General features: G+C 72.4%; 6 protein-coding genes. 4 read left to right on the top strand and 2 right to left on the bottom strand.

Annotation, left to right across the window (positions count from 1 at the left end; translation table 11 throughout):
* Positions 1-115: 115 nt before the first annotated feature.
* Both ACH4F2_RS04975 and ACH4F2_RS04970 read right to left on the bottom strand, forming a co-directional pair.
* Complete coding sequence (locus tag ACH4F2_RS04975; protein ID WP_398131280.1) at positions 116-277, bottom strand: hypothetical protein; 162 nt, start codon at positions 275-277, stop codon at positions 116-118.
* 168 nt (positions 278-445) lie between these two features.
* A complete protein-coding gene (locus ACH4F2_RS04970) occupies positions 446-2,980 on the bottom strand; it encodes an ABC transporter permease (protein WP_398131279.1) in 2,535 nt (844 codons plus the stop codon).
* 582 nt (positions 2,981-3,562) lie between these two features.
* Between ACH4F2_RS04970 and ACH4F2_RS04965 the strand changes: the two genes are divergently transcribed.
* The 4 genes from ACH4F2_RS04965 to ACH4F2_RS04950 form a co-directional block, all read left to right on the top strand.
* Entirely contained in the window at positions 3,563-5,446 is a 1,884-nt protein-coding gene (locus tag ACH4F2_RS04965) for a BTAD domain-containing putative transcriptional regulator (RefSeq protein WP_398131278.1), read from the top strand.
* Positions 5,447-5,616: 170 nt separating this feature from the next.
* Positions 5,617-6,720: an ornithine cyclodeaminase family protein gene (locus ACH4F2_RS04960; protein ID WP_398131277.1), complete on the top strand. Its 1,104-nt coding sequence runs from the start codon at positions 5,617-5,619 to the stop codon at positions 6,718-6,720.
* Between the two features lie 76 nt (positions 6,721-6,796).
* Positions 6,797-11,434: an amino acid adenylation domain-containing protein gene (locus ACH4F2_RS04955; protein WP_398131276.1), complete on the top strand. Its 4,638-nt coding sequence runs from the start codon at positions 6,797-6,799 to the stop codon at positions 11,432-11,434.
* 68 nt (positions 11,435-11,502) lie between these two features.
* Positions 11,503-16,569: beta-ketoacyl synthase N-terminal-like domain-containing protein (locus ACH4F2_RS04950; RefSeq protein WP_398131275.1), on the top strand; the 5,067-nt coding region annotated here is incomplete at its 3' end.

The raw sequence follows: 16,569 nt of genomic DNA, 5'->3' as shown, positions 1-16,569 counted from the left end.
AGCCGGTGGGAAACGAGAGGGGCGGCGGCCGGGGCGGACCCCGGCCACCGCCCGCTCGGATTGACCGCCGGGTCCGCGTTCACGGACCCGGCGGGCTCTCATTCAGCGAGCGGATTCAGCAGCCGCACTCGGTGGTGATGGTGCAGACGTAGCCGCTGCTGAGCCAGTGAGCCTTGTGGTCCTCGCGCAGGTCCTCCAGCGCGAGCTCACCGAAACCGGCACCGGCCGGGTTCGTCTCGTCCTGGCCGTTCTTCCACTGCTTGGCCTCGACGCTCATGGTTGCCTCCTTGGATGAGAGTGCGTTGTCGCCGGCCCGGGACGAGTGGCCCGGGCCGGCGATCACCGAGTCTTCCCGACCGTGCGTAGTGCCGAGGTAGCTGGCCGGTAGCACCGGTGGTCAGAGGCGGTGCGGGCGGTTTTCGGGCGGCGCCGGCCGGCCGTGGCGCTACTCGGACCGGATGGCCTCCAGCGGGTCCATCCGCGCCGCGCGGGCGGCGGGCCACAGGGCCGCTACGACGCCGACGACGAGGGCGAAGACGAGGAACACCGCCATGCGTCCCGCAGGGAGGACGAGTTCGTAGGTCACCATGTGCTGGGCGACCAGCCTGCCCACCGCCCAGCCGAGGAACGCGCCGAGCCCGACACCGAGCACTCCGCCGAACAGCGAGATGGCCACCGACTCCAGACGGACCAGGTGCCTGACGCCCCCGCGGTGCAGCCCGATCGCGCGGAGCATGCCGATCTCCCGGGTCCGCTCCACGACCGACATGGCGAGCGTGTTGACGACCCCCAGGACCGCCACGACCACGGCCATCGCCAGCAGCGCGTAGACCATGTTGAGCAGCAGGTTGATCACCTTGGAGATGGACTTGGACACGTCGTCCTTGGTCTGCACCCTGATCGCGGGGTTCTCACCGAGCGCCGTCGTCAGTGCCTCCTCGACGGCGGCCGAGGCTCCGCCGCGGGTCTCGAGCAGCACGCTCGAGTCGCCGATGCGGTGCTGGTGCGGGGCGAGCGTGGCGACGTCCAGCATGACGCCCTTGAACAGGTCGTTGCCCTCGTACAGGCCGGAGACGGTCAGCCGCCCCTTGGTGTCGTCCTCGTAGGTCATCTCGAGGACCGAGCCGTTCGTCCAGCCGCGCTTGTCCGCCGTCTTCCTGTCGACGAGGACCCGGTCGCCGCCGAGTCCGCGCAACGAGCCGCCCGTGACGTCGAGCCGGGCCAGCTCGTCGATCGACCGGGCGTCGACACCGGTCAGCACGACCGACCGTCCCGCCACCCGGCCGGACGTGGCCCGCAGGGGGCTGACGGCCCCCACCTGGGGCTGGTCGCGCAGTGTCTTCTCCACCTCGGGGGACAGCGGCTGCCCGTTGGCCATGGAGACCATGTAATCCGCCCGCAGAGCGTCGGTGGCCATGTTCTCGATGCCCTTCTGCACGCTGCCGGCGATCACCGTGAGGCCCGTGACCAGGACGAGTCCGATCATCAGGGCCGACGCGGTGGTCGCGGTCCGGCGCGGATTGCGCATGGCGTTGCGGGCCGCCAGCCTGCCCGTGACACCGAGGCGTTGCAGCACGCGGCCGACGGAGCCGAGGAAGAGGAGCGACAGGAGCGGGGTCAGCACGATGACGCCCACCAGCAGTACGGCCGCGCCGGCCGTCATGAGGGCCCGGCCGTCCTCCGCGACGAGCGCGGCGAAGAGCACCAGGGCCAGTCCGCCCAGGGTGAGGACGGAGCCGACCGTGTTGCGCAGCAGCAGGCCACGGCGCGTCGCCGGGCCGTGCACGCTGCCCATGGCCGCCACCGGCGGGATCTTGGCGGCCCGCCGGCTCGGCAGCCACGCCGCGAATGCCGTCACGCCGACGCCGACGGCCAGCGCGGCCACGACCGTGGCCGGTGCCACCACGAGCGGCCCCTCGGGGACCAGGGCACCCGTGGAGCGCAGCAGCGGGCTCAGCAGTGCGCCGATCCCCACCCCCGCGAGCAGTCCGGCTCCCGCGGCCACGAGTCCCACCAGGGAGGCCTCGACGAGCACGGAGCGTGTCACCTGGCGGCGGGTCGCGCCGACCGCGCGCAGCAGTGCGATCTCCTTGGTCCGGGCGGAGACGAGCATGGTGAAGGTGTTGGCGATGAGAAAGACCGCGACGAACAGGGCGATGGCGGCGAAGCCGAGCAGTCCGGTGCGCATGGTGGTCGTGCTGGTGCGCAGTTGCGCCGCCTGGTCGTCGGCCAGTTGCCGGCCGGTGACCGCTTCGGTCTGCCGCGGCAGGACTTCCCCGACGGCGGACCGCAGGGCCGTCTGGGACATCCCCGGGTCCGCCACGAGTTGCACCTCGGTGAACCGGCGGGGCTCTGCCAGGAGCCGCTGGGCGGTCTCCTGGTCGAAGAGGACGAGCGTGCCGCCGGCCTCGACGTTGCCGTCCTCGGTGGTGAAGACGCCGACCACCTTCATGTGGAGTACCGGACCGTCCACGGAGAGGCGGACGGTGTCCCCGACGTCGTAGTGCGCCCGCTCGGCCGTCCTGCGGTCCAGCACCACTTCGCCGTCGGTGCCAGGCGGCCTGCCCCGGGTGATCGGGTAGCGGGGGTCCGCGCCGTCCACGGGTGTGTAGTAGTTCCCTCCCCGGGACAGGAACCCGTTGCCGACCGACTCGCCCTGCTCGTCGGCGACGGCGGTGAAGCCGGAGACGACGCCCGTCGCGGACCGCACGCCCGGCACCCGCTCCAGCCGGTCCAGCAGTTCCTGGGACACGAGTGGCGCGGTGCGCGGGCTGCCGCCCGGCTCGGTGCCGTCGTCCGGGCGGACGACGACGTCGATGGCGTCGAACCCTTTGTCGGTACTCCTTTGGAACGCCGCCGAGACGCTGGAGGAGAAGATCAGGGTGCCTGACATGAAGGCGACCCCGAGCATGACGGCCAGTGCCGTCATCAGAAGCCGGCCCTTGTGTGCCAGGACGCTGCGCAGGGCGGTACGTAACATGAGTGACGGGTCCTTAGGGGTGTGAGCAGGACATCGGCGACGGCGCGACCGGCTCGGGAAACCGGCGCCCGGGCGCGTCCCCACATCGTGGAGCTCCGTGGGGCGCGGGGGCGGACGGCTCACCGACTGCGCCGGCCGTACAGCCGGGCCGCGCGGTGGTCACCATGAACGCGCTCCTGTTTCACAGCCGATGTGGGGGGCCACCACATTCTCGACGTCCCGCGCGCCACTGGAGCCAGCCTGCGGTCGCAACTCTCGGGCGACTGAAGTAGGAGCCGTCGGCCGCCGACTACGCCTCAGGTAGGAGAGGATCGGCGTCGGGCCGTCCCGGGAACCCGCATCCACCTGCACCCGGCCCCTCAAGCGGGTACGGCGGACCCCCACTCGAACGCGTGTCTCGTAACGTGGCCGCGGAGGAGCCCGCCGGGGTCGTCACCGCGCCCCCGGTCACACCGTTTCGGCCCGCCCCCGCCCGGGCGGGACACCCCGCCGGCCGCGTCGCAGCGGGCGCCGCGCCCGTGCCCGCCGCGTCCGACGCGTGCCGCACGCGGCACGCGACATCTAGCAGCAGGGATGCATTGGATGGAATTCCGCCTTCTGGGCCCGGTCGAGGCCCTGGTCGACGGCCACCCGGTCAAGCTGCCCGGCAGCAAGATCTGCACCGTGCTCAGCACGCTGCTCCTGGCCCGCGGCAGATCCGTCACGTACGAGCAGCTCAGTTTCCGCCTCTGGGGCTGGTCCCCGCCGTCCTCGATGCACGCGCAGATCCACACCTACATCCACAAGCTGCGCAAGAACCTGGGCGGGGACCTGCGGCTGACCCGGCAGCACCGCGGCTACCGGCTCGACGTCGACGACGCCGCCGTCGATCTGGCGCAGTTCGAAAAGCTCGTCGACGCCGGACGCCGGGCGTTCGAGCAGGGTCATCACCGTACGGCGGCGGCCAGACTCACGGCCGGCCTCCAGCTGTGGCGGGGGACGGCACTGTCCAACGTCACCGATCACCTCGCCGAGCTCGAACGGCCGGCTCTCGAAGAGGCGTACGTGGCGGCCACGGAGCAGCGCATCGCGGCGGAACTGGTGCTCGGGGAGCACGCCCGGCTGATCCCCGAGCTGACGGGGCTCGTCGGCCGGCATCCGCTGAGGGAGACCTTCCGCGCCCAGCTCGTGGTGGCACTCGGGCGCAGCAGCCGCCAGGCCGACGCCCTGCTCACGTACCACGAGGGGCGGGCGCTCCTCGCCGAGCAGCTGGGCGTCGATCCCGGTCCGGAGCTGTCCGAGGCGTACCAGTCGGTCCTCGACGACCCGCCGGAACCGCCCTGCGGTCCGCCGCCCGCGGTGGTCGGTCAGGCGCGGCCGAGACGAACGGCGGCCGTGCTGCTGCCCGCGGACATCGCCCCCCTTGTCGGCCGGGGTGCGGAACTGGGGGCGGTCGAGGAGGGAGTGACCGCTGTCGCGGCACGCTCTCCCGGGTCGGCTCCCGCACGTGTCCTCGTCACCGGACCGGCCGGCTCGGGCAAGACGGCGCTCGCCGTGCGCGCGGCCCACAACTGCGTGGACATGTTCCCGGACGGCGTGCTGTTCGCCCGCACCGCACCGACGGGCGGGGGGGAACGCCGCGCCCGCGGAGTGCTGAGCCAGCTGCTGGGCGGCCTGGGACGGCAGCCTGCGCCGGACGCGCGGCTCGACGAGCTGATCGGGCAGTACCGCATCGCCACGCACGGCCGGCGCACGCTGATCGTCCTCGACGACGTGGACGCGGAGCAGGACGTCGAGCAGTTCGTCCCGGACAGCCCGCACGCGGCGGTCATCATGACGAACCACAGCCGCCTGCCGACCGTGACCTACGGTGACACCGTGTCCGTGGGCTCCCTGTCCGCGCGGGAGGGGGTGGAGCTCCTCGCCGCCATCGGAGGCGAGGACACGGTGCTGAGGGATCCGTCGGCCGCCCGCGCGGTCGTCGGGTTCTGCGACGGGCTGCCCCTCGCACTGCGTCTGGTGGGCGCGCGGCTGGCCACCCGGCCGCTGTGGACGATCGGCGACCTCGCCTCGCGCCTCGCCGACCCGCACCGCCGGCTGAGCGAACTGGCCCACGGCTCGCAGAGCGTCCGCGGCACCCTCATGGCCGCGGTGAGGCAGCTGCCGCCCCAGGCACGGGCGCTGCTGCCGCGCCTCGGCCGCATGACGCGACCGGAGTTCGGCGCCGACGCCCTCACCGACCGGGCAACGCAGGAGGCGGCCGTCGAGGAACAGTTGGAGATACTGGCCGACGCCTGGTTCATTGTCCCGTCCTCCATCGACGACCGGGGCCGGACGCGTTTCCGGTTCGCCTCGCTCGCCCGCCTGCTCGCCGCCGAACTGGCGAGCGCGGAACCGGCGTCGCCCTGCACTCCCCTGTTTCACGGTTCTCGGGAATGCGATGACGCATTGCACGGTGACTACGGCATCACCTTGAAGGGGCTGTGAGGGGTTGGTTAGGGGGCGGTGTGATCAGTGATGATGTGGCGGGAGGTGCGGTTTTCCAGCGGGCCGGAAGACGTAAAGGAATCAGTCACCTCCGGGACTGTTCAAAAGTCGTTGTCGGCCCAGCACGAATACGCGGACGCGGAAACTGACAGTGGGGAGCCCCAGGCTTTATGAGCACGTTGATTCTACCTGCGTCCGACATCGCCAGGATCGTGCGGCTGGTCGGCCGGGACGAGCTGATGGACCGGATGATCGACGCGATGGCGTCCGGCATCGCCGCGCTGGGCCGCGGTGAGGTCGGGGCGTCACCGCGTCGGGGCGGTTTCACCCGGGATTCCGCCGGGCTCGGGGTCATCGAGTGGATGCCGCACCACGAGCCCGGGTCGGCCATGACCCTCAAGACGGTGGGCTACACCCCGAGCAACCCCGTCCATCACGGACTGCCGACGATCCTGGGCACGGTGGCCCGCTTCGACGACGTGACCGGTCAACTGGTCGCACTCGCCGACGGCGTGGTGCCCACCGCGATCCGGACCGGGGCCATGTCCGCGGTGGCGAGCCGGCTGCTGGCCCGCCCGGACAGCACCACCGTCGGCCTGATCGGCGCCGGCGCCCAGGCCGTCACGCAACTGCACGCCCTGTCCCGCGTGTTCGACGTGCGCCGCGTTCTGGTGTCCGACATCAACCCCGACCACGCGGCGACCTTCGCCCGCCGGGCGGCCTTCCTCGGCCCGGACCTGGAGATCGAACCGGCCGCCGCGGCACGTGTGGCCGCCGAGTCCGACATCATCTGCACCGCCACCACGGTGGGCGTCGGTGCCGGTCCCGTCCTGCCCGACACCGCCATGCGCGAGCACGTGCACGTGAACGCGGTCGGCGCCGACCTGCCCGGCAAGACCGAGCTGCCCGCGGGGCTGCTCGGCCGTTCGCTCGTCACCTACGACCACCTGGAGCAGGCGCTCGCGGAGGGCGAGTGCCAGCAACTGGGCGAGGACGCCATCGGCCCCGCGCTGGCCGCGTTCTGCGCCGATCCGCGGTCCGCCGAATCCTGGCGGGACCGCAGCACGGTGTTCGACTCCACCGGCTTCGCCTTCGAGGACCACCTGGCGCTCGATCTCTTCCTCGAACTCGCCGTCGAGCACGGGCTCGGCCACACCGTCGAGGTGGAATACCACCCGGCCGACAGCCTCGACCCGTATTCGCCGCCCGCCGAAGCCGATTCCGCCGCTGCGGACACTTCCGCGCGTTCCGCCGTCTCGGTCGTCGCGGCCTGACCCGATCCATCAGCAGCAGTCGGCGGGATTCATTCCCCGACCATCCACAGAAGGCTGGACAATGGGGAACTCAGGCATGCCCAAAACCGGTGGGCTCGGCGCGGCGATGAGCAATCTCTTCGAGCGGACCCGCCGCACGGGACAACCCACCGGAATCGTTCCCGTCGCCAGGGACCGGCGGCTCCAGGCGTCGTTCGCGCAGACCCGGCTGTGGTTCCTCGACCAACTGGAGCCGGGCAACGTCTCGTACAACATCCCGCTCGCGATGCGCGTCACGGGAGCACTGGACGTCGCGCACCTCGCCCGGGCCGTCTCGACGGTGGTCGGCCGGCACGAGGCGCTGCGCACGACGTTCACCGAGGACGGCGGTGAACCCGTCCAGCGGATCGGGCCGGCCGAGGCCGTCCCCGTCCCGGTCGTGACCGTGCCCGGCGCCTCGCCCGCCGAACGGCTGGCGGCCGCCCGGGAACTGGCCGGTGCCGAGGTCGCCGAGCCCTTCGACCTGTCCGTCGGGCCACTGCTGCGGGCCAAGGTGCTGCGCCTGGACGAGCAGGACCACGTCCTGGTGCTGACCGTGCACCATGTGGCCACCGACGCCTGGTCGCAGGGTGTGCTGGTACGGGAGCTGTCGGCGGCCTACGGGGCGCTCACCGCGGGGCGTGCCCCCGTACTGCCGCCCCTGCCCGTGCAGTACGCGGACTACGCGGTGTGGGAGCGCGACCGGCTGTCCGGCCCGGCGCTGCGACGGCAGCTGGACTACTGGCAGAAGCACCTGGCCGGTATGCAACCCGCGCTGGAGCTGCCCACCGACCGGCCTCGCCCCTCGATCGCCCGCCAGGAGGGCGAGGCGGCACGCTGGGAACTGCCCGCCGAACTGGTCGACGCCGCCCGGAAGCTGGGCGCGGGCGAGGACGCGACCCTCTACATGACCCTGCTGGCCGCCTTCCAGCTGGTACTCGCGCGGTACGTCGACAGCGAGGACATCGCCGTCGGCACACCGGTGGCGAACCGGGGCCGGTCCGAGCTGGAGGGCCTGATCGGGTTCTTCGTCAACACCGTCGTCCTGCGCACCGACCTCTCCGGCGACCCGACCTACCGGGAGCTGCTGCGGCGGGTCCGCACCGTGACGACCGGCGCCTTCGCCCACGGCGAGCTGCCCTTCGAGTACCTGGTCGAGCACGTGCACCCCGAACGCGACCTGTCGCGCAACCCGCTCGTGCAGGTCCTCTTCCAGATGATCAACATCCCGGCGGAGCGGCTGTCGCTGGCCGGCCTGCGGGCCGAGCAGTTCGACCCGGGCCGGATCCTCACCCGGATGGACCTCGAGTTCCATCTGGTGGAGGGCGACGACGGCGGGCTGATCGGCCACATCGTGTTCAGCAAGGCACTCTTCGACAGGCGGACCATCGAGCGGCTGCTGCGCCACCTGGGTGTCGTCCTGCGGTCCGCACTGGCCGACCCCGACCGGCCGATCTCCGAGATCACCCTGCTCGACGACGCCGAACGCGCCCTGGTCCTGGAGGAGTTCAACGACACGTCGCGCCCGGTGCCCGAGGGCTCCCTCACCGACCTGTTCGGCGCGCAGGTGCGGCGCCGGCCGGATGCGGTGGCGGTGATCCACAACGACGACCGTCTCACCTACGCGGAACTGGACCGGCGGGCGAACCGGCTGGCACACCACCTCCAGAGCCGGGGAGTCGGCTCCGGGACCCTGGTCGGACTGTGCGTCGAACGCGGCACCGACGTGATCGTGGCGATCCTCGGCATCCTCAAGGCCGGGGCGGCCTACGTGCCGATCGACCCGAACCATCCGCGCGACCGCATCCGGTTCGTGCTGGACGACGCCAAGGTGGCCACGGCCGTCACCCAGCAGCGCTTCACGGGACTGTTCGAGGCCCCGGGCACCGACCTCGTCCTCCTCGACGCCGAACGCGAGGCGCTCGCCGGGCGGCCGGACACCGCGCCGTCGACACCCACGAGCCCGGACGACCTGGCCTACGTCATCTACACCTCCGGCTCCACCGGCGTGCCCAAGGGCATCCTGATGCCCGCCGCCTGCGTGATCAACCTGGTGGCGTGGCAGAAGCGGGCCCTGCCCGTCGGACCCGACGTCAGGACGGCGCAGTTCGCCGCGGTGACCTTCGACATCTCCCTCCAGGAGATCTTCTCGGCCCTGCTCTACGGCGAGACGGTCGTCGTCCCCGACGAGGAACTGCGGACGGACCCGGCCGCGTTCGCCCGCTGGGCCCACAGCCAGGAACTGACCCAGCTGTTCGTACCGAACGTGATGCTGCGGGCGGTCTCCGAGGAGGTCGACCCGCACGGCCCCGAGCTGTCCTCCCTGCGCCATCTCTCCCAGGCGGGTGAGCCGCTCTCCCTCCACCGGGACCTGCGCGAGCTGTGCGCGAACCGGGGGGAGCTGCGGCTGCACAACCACTACGGTCCGAGCGAGGCCCACGTGGTGACCTCGTACTCGCTGCCGGCGTCCGTGTCCGACTGGCCGCTCACCGCGCCGATCGGGAAGCCCATCGACAACACCCGGGTGTACGTGCTCGACCGTCGTCAGCAGCCGGTCCCGGTGGGTGTGCCCGGCGAGCTGTGCGTCGCCGGAGCCGGTCTGGCCAGGGGTTACCTCGGCCGGCCCGAGCTGACCGCGGAGCGCTTCGTGAGGGACCCGTTCGGCGCGGACGGTTCCCGGATGTACCGCTCCGGCGACCTCGTGCGCTGGCTGCCGGACGGCAACCTCGAGTTCCTCGGCCGGATCGACGACCAGGTCAAGATCAGGGGCTTCAGGATCGAACCGGGTGAGATCGAGTCGATCCTGGCCCGGCACGAGCACGTCCTGCACGCCGCCGTGATCGTGCGGGAGGACGTCCCCGGCGACAAGCGGCTGGTGGCCTACGCCGTCGCCGAGCCGACCGCGGCGGCCCAGGACGGCCGGCTGTCCGAGACGCTGCGCCTGCACGTCGAATCCGCGGTGCCGGAGTACATGGTGCCGTCCGCCGTCGTACTCCTGGACTCGATGCCGCTGACCACGGGCGGCAAGATCGACCGTGGCGCGCTGCCCGCGCCCGACCTGCGCACCGTGCTGGAGGTCGGTTACGTCGCCCCGCGCACACCCGAGGAAGAGGCGGTGTGCGCCGTCTTCGCCGACCTGCTGGGCGCGGAAAGGGTCGGCGTCGAGGACGACTTCTTCTCGCTCGGCGGTCACTCACTGATCGCCACCAGGGTGGTCGCCCGGCTCCGGGCCGCGTTCGGCGTCTCGATACCGCTGAAGGCGATCTTCCAGCAGCGGACACCTCGGGAGCTGGCGGTCACGGTGGCCGGTGCCTCCGCAGCGGGCACCGAGCCGGACCTTCCGCCGCTGGTCCCGCTCCGGCGCGACCGCTCCCTCCCGGTGCCGTTCGGTTTCGCCCAGCGGCAGGCCGACATGTTCTTCGAGGACATCCTGCGGGCGGGCCACTGGAACATCCCGTTGGCCGTGCGGGTCTCGGGCGACCTGGACCCCGTGCATCTGCGCCGGGCCATGGAGATCCTGGTCGCCCGGCACGAGGCCCTGAGGATCACGGTCGTCGGCGAGGCGGGCGAGTACGCCCAGGCCGTCCAGCCGAGCGCGCCGGTCCGCGTGGAGGTCACCGAGGTCGCCGACGCCGCGGAGGCATCGGTGCTGGCGGGCCGTGAGGCCGCCCGGCCGTTCGACCTCACGGGGGACGCGCTGGCCAGGCTGAGCGTGCTGCGGCTGGGCGAGCGCGACCACGTGCTGGTACTCGTCCTGCACCATCTGGTCACCGACGGCTGGTCCCGGGGCGTACTCGTCCGTGACCTCTCCGAGGTGTACTCCGCCCTGGTCGGCGGAACGGAGGCCCGGCTGCCCGATCTGCCCGTGCAGTACACGGACTTCTCCCTCTGGGAGCAGCGATGGCTGCGGGGACCCGTGCTCGAGGAACTTCGCGAGTACTGGCACCGCCACTACGACGGCATGGTGCCGGCCGAGCTGCCGACGGACCGCCCGCGCCGGGAGGTGGCCGCGTACGACACCGGCGTCCTGCACTGGCACCTTCCGCTGGACGTCGTCAGGGCCGCCCGCGAGCTCGGCGAGTCCGCCCACGCCACGCTGTACATGACCCTGCTGGCCGCGACGAAGCTGGTGTTGGCCGCCCGCTCGGCGAGCCCGGACGTCCTCGTCGGTATGCCGATGGCCGGCCGGGGCCGCGACGAGCTGGAGAACATGGTCGGTCTCGTCTCCAAGCTGGTTGCCGTGCGCACCGATCTGGGCGGCGACCCGACCTTCCACGATCTGCTGGTCATGGTGCGCGACGGGATGTCCGACGCGCACACCCACCAGAACCTGCCGTTCGTCGACGCCGCGGCCCGCTGGGCGGGCGGGGCCCCGCTGTTCCGGGACCCCCCGGTGAAGGTGGTCTTCCAGATCGTCAACACGCCGCCGCAGGAGCTGCGTCTCGCGGAGGCGACGGCCGAGCCGTTCGTGATGAGTCACCCTCCGGTCCGCTTCAACCTGGACATGGAGATCGACCTGTACGAGAACGCCGAGGACGGTTCGCTCGCCGGCACGGTGCTGTACAGCGCCTCCCTCTTCGACGGTACGACCGTCGAGGGTTTCTGCGACGACGTGGTGGCCGTGGTCGTGTCCGCGGCGGCGGACGCCGGACGGCCGCTCTCCCAGGTGTGGAGCGAGCGGTCGCGCGTCCGTTGACGAGCGCGCGGCAGGACGACTCCCGCAGGGCAGTGACAAGACATCCCGCCAGGACCCCGAGGATCAACATGGAAGCAGACGAGGCTGTCGCCATCGTCGGAATGTCCTGCCGGTTCCCGCAGGCTGCCGGCCCCGCGGCGTTCTGGCAGCTCCTGGAGAGCGGCACCTGTGCCGTCACCGACGTGCCGGCCGGGCGGTGGACGCTGCCGGGCTCGGCGGCCGGCGGCCTCGGCCGCGGTGGCTTCCTGGACGACGTCGACCACTTCGATCCCGCGTTCTTCGGCATCTCGCCACGCGAGGCGGCGGCGCTCGATCCGCAGCAGCGGCTGATGCTGGAGCTGGCGTGGGAGGGGCTGGAGGACGCCGGCATCGTTCCCGCCACCCTGGACGGCACGGCGGTCGGCGCCTTCCTCGGGGTGACGTCGCACGACTACGCGATGCTCTCCCGGGGCCGGCGCTCGCACCACACGCTGACCGGCACCCACCGGGCGATGATCGCCAACCGCGTGTCGCACACCCTCGGCCTGCGCGGCCCCAGCGTGACCGTCGACGCGGCCCAGGCCTCGTCGCTGGTGGCGGTGCACATGGCGGCGGAGAGCGTGCGCCGGGGCGAGTCCCCGCTGGCGCTGGCCGGCGGGGTGCACCTCAACCTGGACCCGGAGAGTGCCGCGGACGTCGCCGAGTTCGGTGCGCTCTCCCCCGACGGCCGCTGCTACACCTTCGACGCGCGCGCCAACGGCTACGTGCGCGGCGAGGGCGGTGGCATCGTCGTACTGAAGCCGCTGTCCCGCGCAGTCGCCGACGGCGACACGGTCTACGGAGTCGTCGCGGGCAGCGCGGTCAACAACGACGGCGGCGGCCGCTCGCTGACCACGCCGGACCCCCGGGGCCAGGAGGCCGTGCTGCGACTCGCCCAGGAACGGGCGGGCGTGGCACCCGGGGACGTGCAGTACGTGGAGCTGCACGGCACCGGGACCGCCGTCGGTGACCCGGTGGAGGCGGACGCCCTCGGACGTGTCTTCGGCCGGACGGCGGCGCAGGGGACCTGCGCGGCACGGGAGGGTTCGGCCGACGCGGCGACGGCCCGTCCGGCGGACGCCGGCCGGGTGGAGGCCGACCCGGCGGGAACCGACCGGGACGAGACCCGCCCGGCGGGAACCGACCGGGACGAGACCGGCCCGGTGGGGAACTGCCGGGTGGGGACCGGCCCGGTGGAGGTCGGCTCGGTGAAGACCAACATCGGTCATCTGGAGGGAGCCGCGGGCATCGCGGGCCTGCTCAAGACCGTCCTCGCCGTCCACCATCGCCGGCTTCCGGCCTCCCTCAACTTCGAGACCCCGCACCCCCGCATCCCGCTGGACACGCTGAATCTCGCGGTCCGCCGCACGCCGGGGCCGTGGCGCGCGCCGGACGCTCGGCTGGTCGCCGGGGTCAGCTCCTTCGGCATGGGCGGCACGAACTGCCACCTCGTCCTCACCGAGGCGCCGGGGCGGGCCGCCGACCCGGCGGGGACCGGTGCCGGAACCGGTGCGGGGGCTGGTGCGGCGGCCGGTGCGGGAACCGAGTGGGCCGGCCGCCCGCTCCCCCTGACCGTGTCGGGGACGACGGAGTCGGCCCTGCGGGACCAGGCGCTGCGGCTGCGGACACACCTGGACCACCCGCGGAACCTGTCCGACGTCGGGTTCTCCCTCGCGACCACGAGGTCCCACTTCGAACACCGCGCCGTCATCACCGCTCGGGAACCCGCCGACGCGGCACGGGCACTGGAGGCCCTGGCCCGCGGCGAGGCGGCCCCGGGTCTGGTCACGGGCGTCGCCCGGAACACGGGGAAGACCGCGTACAGCTTCACCGGACAGGGGTCCCAGCGCCTCGGCATGGGCCGCGGTCTCGCCTCCGCACACCCGGTGTTCGCCCGGGCCTACGACGAGGTCTGCGCGGAGCTGGACCGGCATCTGGACCGACCCGTCCGCGAGGTGATCGACGGAGCGGACGACCGGCTGCTGGAACAGACGGTGTACACGCAGGCCGCGCTCTTCGCGGTGGAAGTGGCGCTGTTCCGGCTGCTCGAGGATTGCGGACCGGCACCGGACATGCTGATCGGCCACTCGATCGGCGAAGTGGCCGCGGCGCACGTCGCCGGTGTACTGACCCTCGCGGACGCCGCCGCCTTCGTCGCCGCCCGCGGCCGGCTGATGCAGTCCGTCCCCCGGCCGGGCGCGATGGTGCTGCTGGAGGCGTCCGAGGACGAGGTCGTGGCCGCGATGGCGGACGGCGGCCGCGCGGCGACGGAGATCTCCGTCGCCGCGGTCAACGGCCCGGCCGCGACCGTCGTGTCCGGGGACGAGCAGGCCGTACTGGGTTTCGCGGCCGGCTGGGAGCGGCACGGCAGACGGACCAAGCGACTGCGCACCAGCCACGCGTTCCACTCCGCGCACATGGACCCGGTACTCGACGAACTGCGCGGGGTCGCCGAGGGCCTGTCCTTCCGGGAGCCCCGTATCCCTCTGGTGTCCAACGTCACCGGGGCACTGGCCACCGCCGAGGAGTTGTGCTCCCCCGAGTACTGGGTGCGGCACGTCCGCCGGACCGTGCGCTTCCTGGACGGCATCCGCTGCCTGGAGGCGGAGGGCGTCACCGCCTTCGTCGAACTGGGTCCGGACCGGGCCCTCACCACCGTGACCCGTGAGTGTCTGTCCCGCCCTGCCGTCCTGGTGGGTACCTTGCGGCGCGACCGCCCCGAGGCACAGGCGTTTGCCACCGCGCTGGCCGAACTGCACGTCTCGGGCGCCGAGGTGGCGTGGCACGCGATGTTCCCGGGCGGCCGACGGGTGCCACTGCCCACCTACGCGTTCCAGCGCCGGCCGTACTGGATCGACGCGGCCGGACCTGTCGGAGGCGACGAAGCACCGGCGCCGGCCGCCGGCCTGCCCGCCCCGCCGCACGACCGGCGCGACGACCTGCCCCCCGCCTCACTCGCACCGGCCGCACCCATCACACCCGCCGCGCCCGTCGCTGACGCGTCCGTCCGCACCCGCGCCGACAGCACCCGGGCCGCGCTGAAACTCGTCCGACAGCACGCCGCGATCGTTCTCGGTCACGACAGCGCCGCGGCCGTCGACGACGGACGGACGTTCAAGGAGCTCGGCTTCGACTCGATCACCGCGGTCGAGCTGTGCGAGCGGCTCGGCACGGCCACCGGCCTCAGCCTGCCCGGAACGCTGCTCTTCGACCATCCGACCCCCGGCGCGCTCGCCGGCCACCTGCACCGCCGTGTTCACGGCGCACCGAACGAGGACGTCGACGCCTCCACCGCACCGGTGCCGATGGCCGACGACGACCCGGTGGTCGTCGTCGGGATGAGCTGCCGTTTCCCCGGCGGGGTGCGTTCGCCGGAGGACCTGTGGCGGATCGTGGCCGACGGCGCCGACGTGATCTCCGCCTTCCCCACCGACCGGGGCTGGGACCTCGAAGGCCTGTACCACCCCGACCCCGACCAGCCGGGGACGTCCTACGCCCGGGACGGCGGCTTCCTCCACGACGCCACCGGGTTCGACGCCGGATTCTTCGGCGTCTCGCCACGTGAGGCGGCGGCGATGGACCCGCAGCAGCGGCTGCTGCTGGAGGCGTCCTGGGAGGCGATCGAACGCGCGGGCATCCCCGCGCGGTCGCTCGGCGGCAGCCGCACCGGAGTGTTCGTCGGCGCCTCGTCGGCCGGGTACGCGACCGGCGCCGGAGATTCGGCCGAGGGCTACCAGCTGACCGGCAGCTCGGCGAGCGTCGCCTCGGGCCGGGTCTCGTACACCCTGGGGCTGGAGGGTCCGGCGGTGACGGTGGACACGGCGTGTTCGTCGTCGCTCGTCGCCCTGCACCTCGCCGTCCAGTCCCTGCGGTCGGGCGAGTGCTCGCTCGCCCTGGCGGGTGGGGTGTGTGTCATGGCCACCCCCGGCATGTTCGTCGAGTTCTCCCGTCAGCGAGGGCTCGCGGCGGACGGCCGCTGCAAGTCCTTCGCGGCTGCCGCGGACGGTACGGGGTGGGCCGAGGGTGTCGGCATGCTGCTGGTGGAGCGGCTGTCCGACGCGCGTCGCAACGGGCATCAGGTGCTGGCCGTGGTCCGGGGCTCCGCCGTCAACCAGGACGGCGCCTCCAACGGCCTCACCGCCCCCAACGGCCCCTCCCAGCAGCGCGTCATCCGCCAGGCTCTGGCGACCGCCGGCCTCACTCCGCAGGACGTGGACGCGGTGGAGGCCCACGGTACCGGCACCACCCTCGGTGATCCCATCGAGGCGCAGGCGCTCCTCGCCACCTACGGCCAGGACCGCGACACCGGCCGGCCCCTCCTCCTCGGCTCGGTCAAGTCCAACATCGGGCACACCCAGGCCGCCGCCGGCGTCGCCGGGGTCATCAAGATGGTCATGGCGATGCGCCACGGCGTACTGCCGCAGACCCTCCACGTCGACGAGCCCACCCCGCACGTCGACTGGTCGGCTGGCTCGGTTGAACTGCTCACCGAGCGGACCGACTGGCCCGAGACGGCAGCCCCACGCCGCGCCGGTGTCTCCTCCTTCGGCGTCAGCGGCACCAACGCCCACGTCATCCTCGAACAGGCACCCGAGGAAACGGAGCCGGTGGAGAGGCCCCCTGTTTCATGGAGCGTGCTCCCGTGGCTGCTCTCGGGTCACGGCGACGCAGGGCTGCGTGCGCAGGCCGAGAGGCTGCGGTCGTTCGTCACCTCGGACGCGGACCCGCATCCGGCCGACGTCGGCTGGTCCCTGGCCTCGACACGAGCGACACTCTCCCACCGCGCCGTCATCATCGGCACCGACCGCGACGAACTCCTCCACGGACTGGACGCACTGGCCGACGGCAAACCCGCACCAGGCCTCGTACAAGGCACCACCACACCCGGCGACGTGGTCTTCGTCTTCCCGGGCCAGGGGTCGCAGTGGACCGGCATGGCCCTCGAACTCCTCGACACCAACCCCGTCTTCGCCGACCGCATGCGCGCATGCGCACAAGCCCTCGCCCCCTACACCGACTGGACACTCCTCGACGTCCTCGACGACGAAGACGCCCTCCAACGCGTCGACATCGTCCAGCCCACCCTCTGGGCCATCATGATCTCGCTGGCCGAACTC

The sequence above is a fragment of the Streptomyces sp. NPDC017890 genome, from assembly GCF_044328675.1.
In the GTDB taxonomy this organism is placed as follows: domain Bacteria; phylum Actinomycetota; class Actinomycetes; order Streptomycetales; family Streptomycetaceae; genus Streptomyces.
Note: the sequence above shows the minus strand (reverse complement) of the source record. Positions and strands in the feature narration are given on the sequence as shown.

Bases quoted from the DNA above. Each gene is read 5' to 3' on its own strand.
- ACH4F2_RS04975 (WP_398131280.1), bottom strand. From the start codon at position 277: ATGAGCGTCGAGGCCAAGCAGTGGAAGAACGGCCAGGACGAGACGAAC.
- ACH4F2_RS04970 (WP_398131279.1), bottom strand. From the start codon at position 2,980: ATGTTACGTACCGCCCTGCGCAGCGTCCTGGCACACAAGGGCCGGCTT.
- ACH4F2_RS04965 (WP_398131278.1), top strand. From the start codon at position 3,563: ATGGAATTCCGCCTTCTGGGCCCGGTCGAGGCCCTGGTCGACGGCCAC.
- ACH4F2_RS04960 (WP_398131277.1), top strand. From the start codon at position 5,617: ATGAGCACGTTGATTCTACCTGCGTCCGACATCGCCAGGATCGTGCGG.
- ACH4F2_RS04955 (WP_398131276.1), top strand. From the start codon at position 6,797: ATGCCCAAAACCGGTGGGCTCGGCGCGGCGATGAGCAATCTCTTCGAG.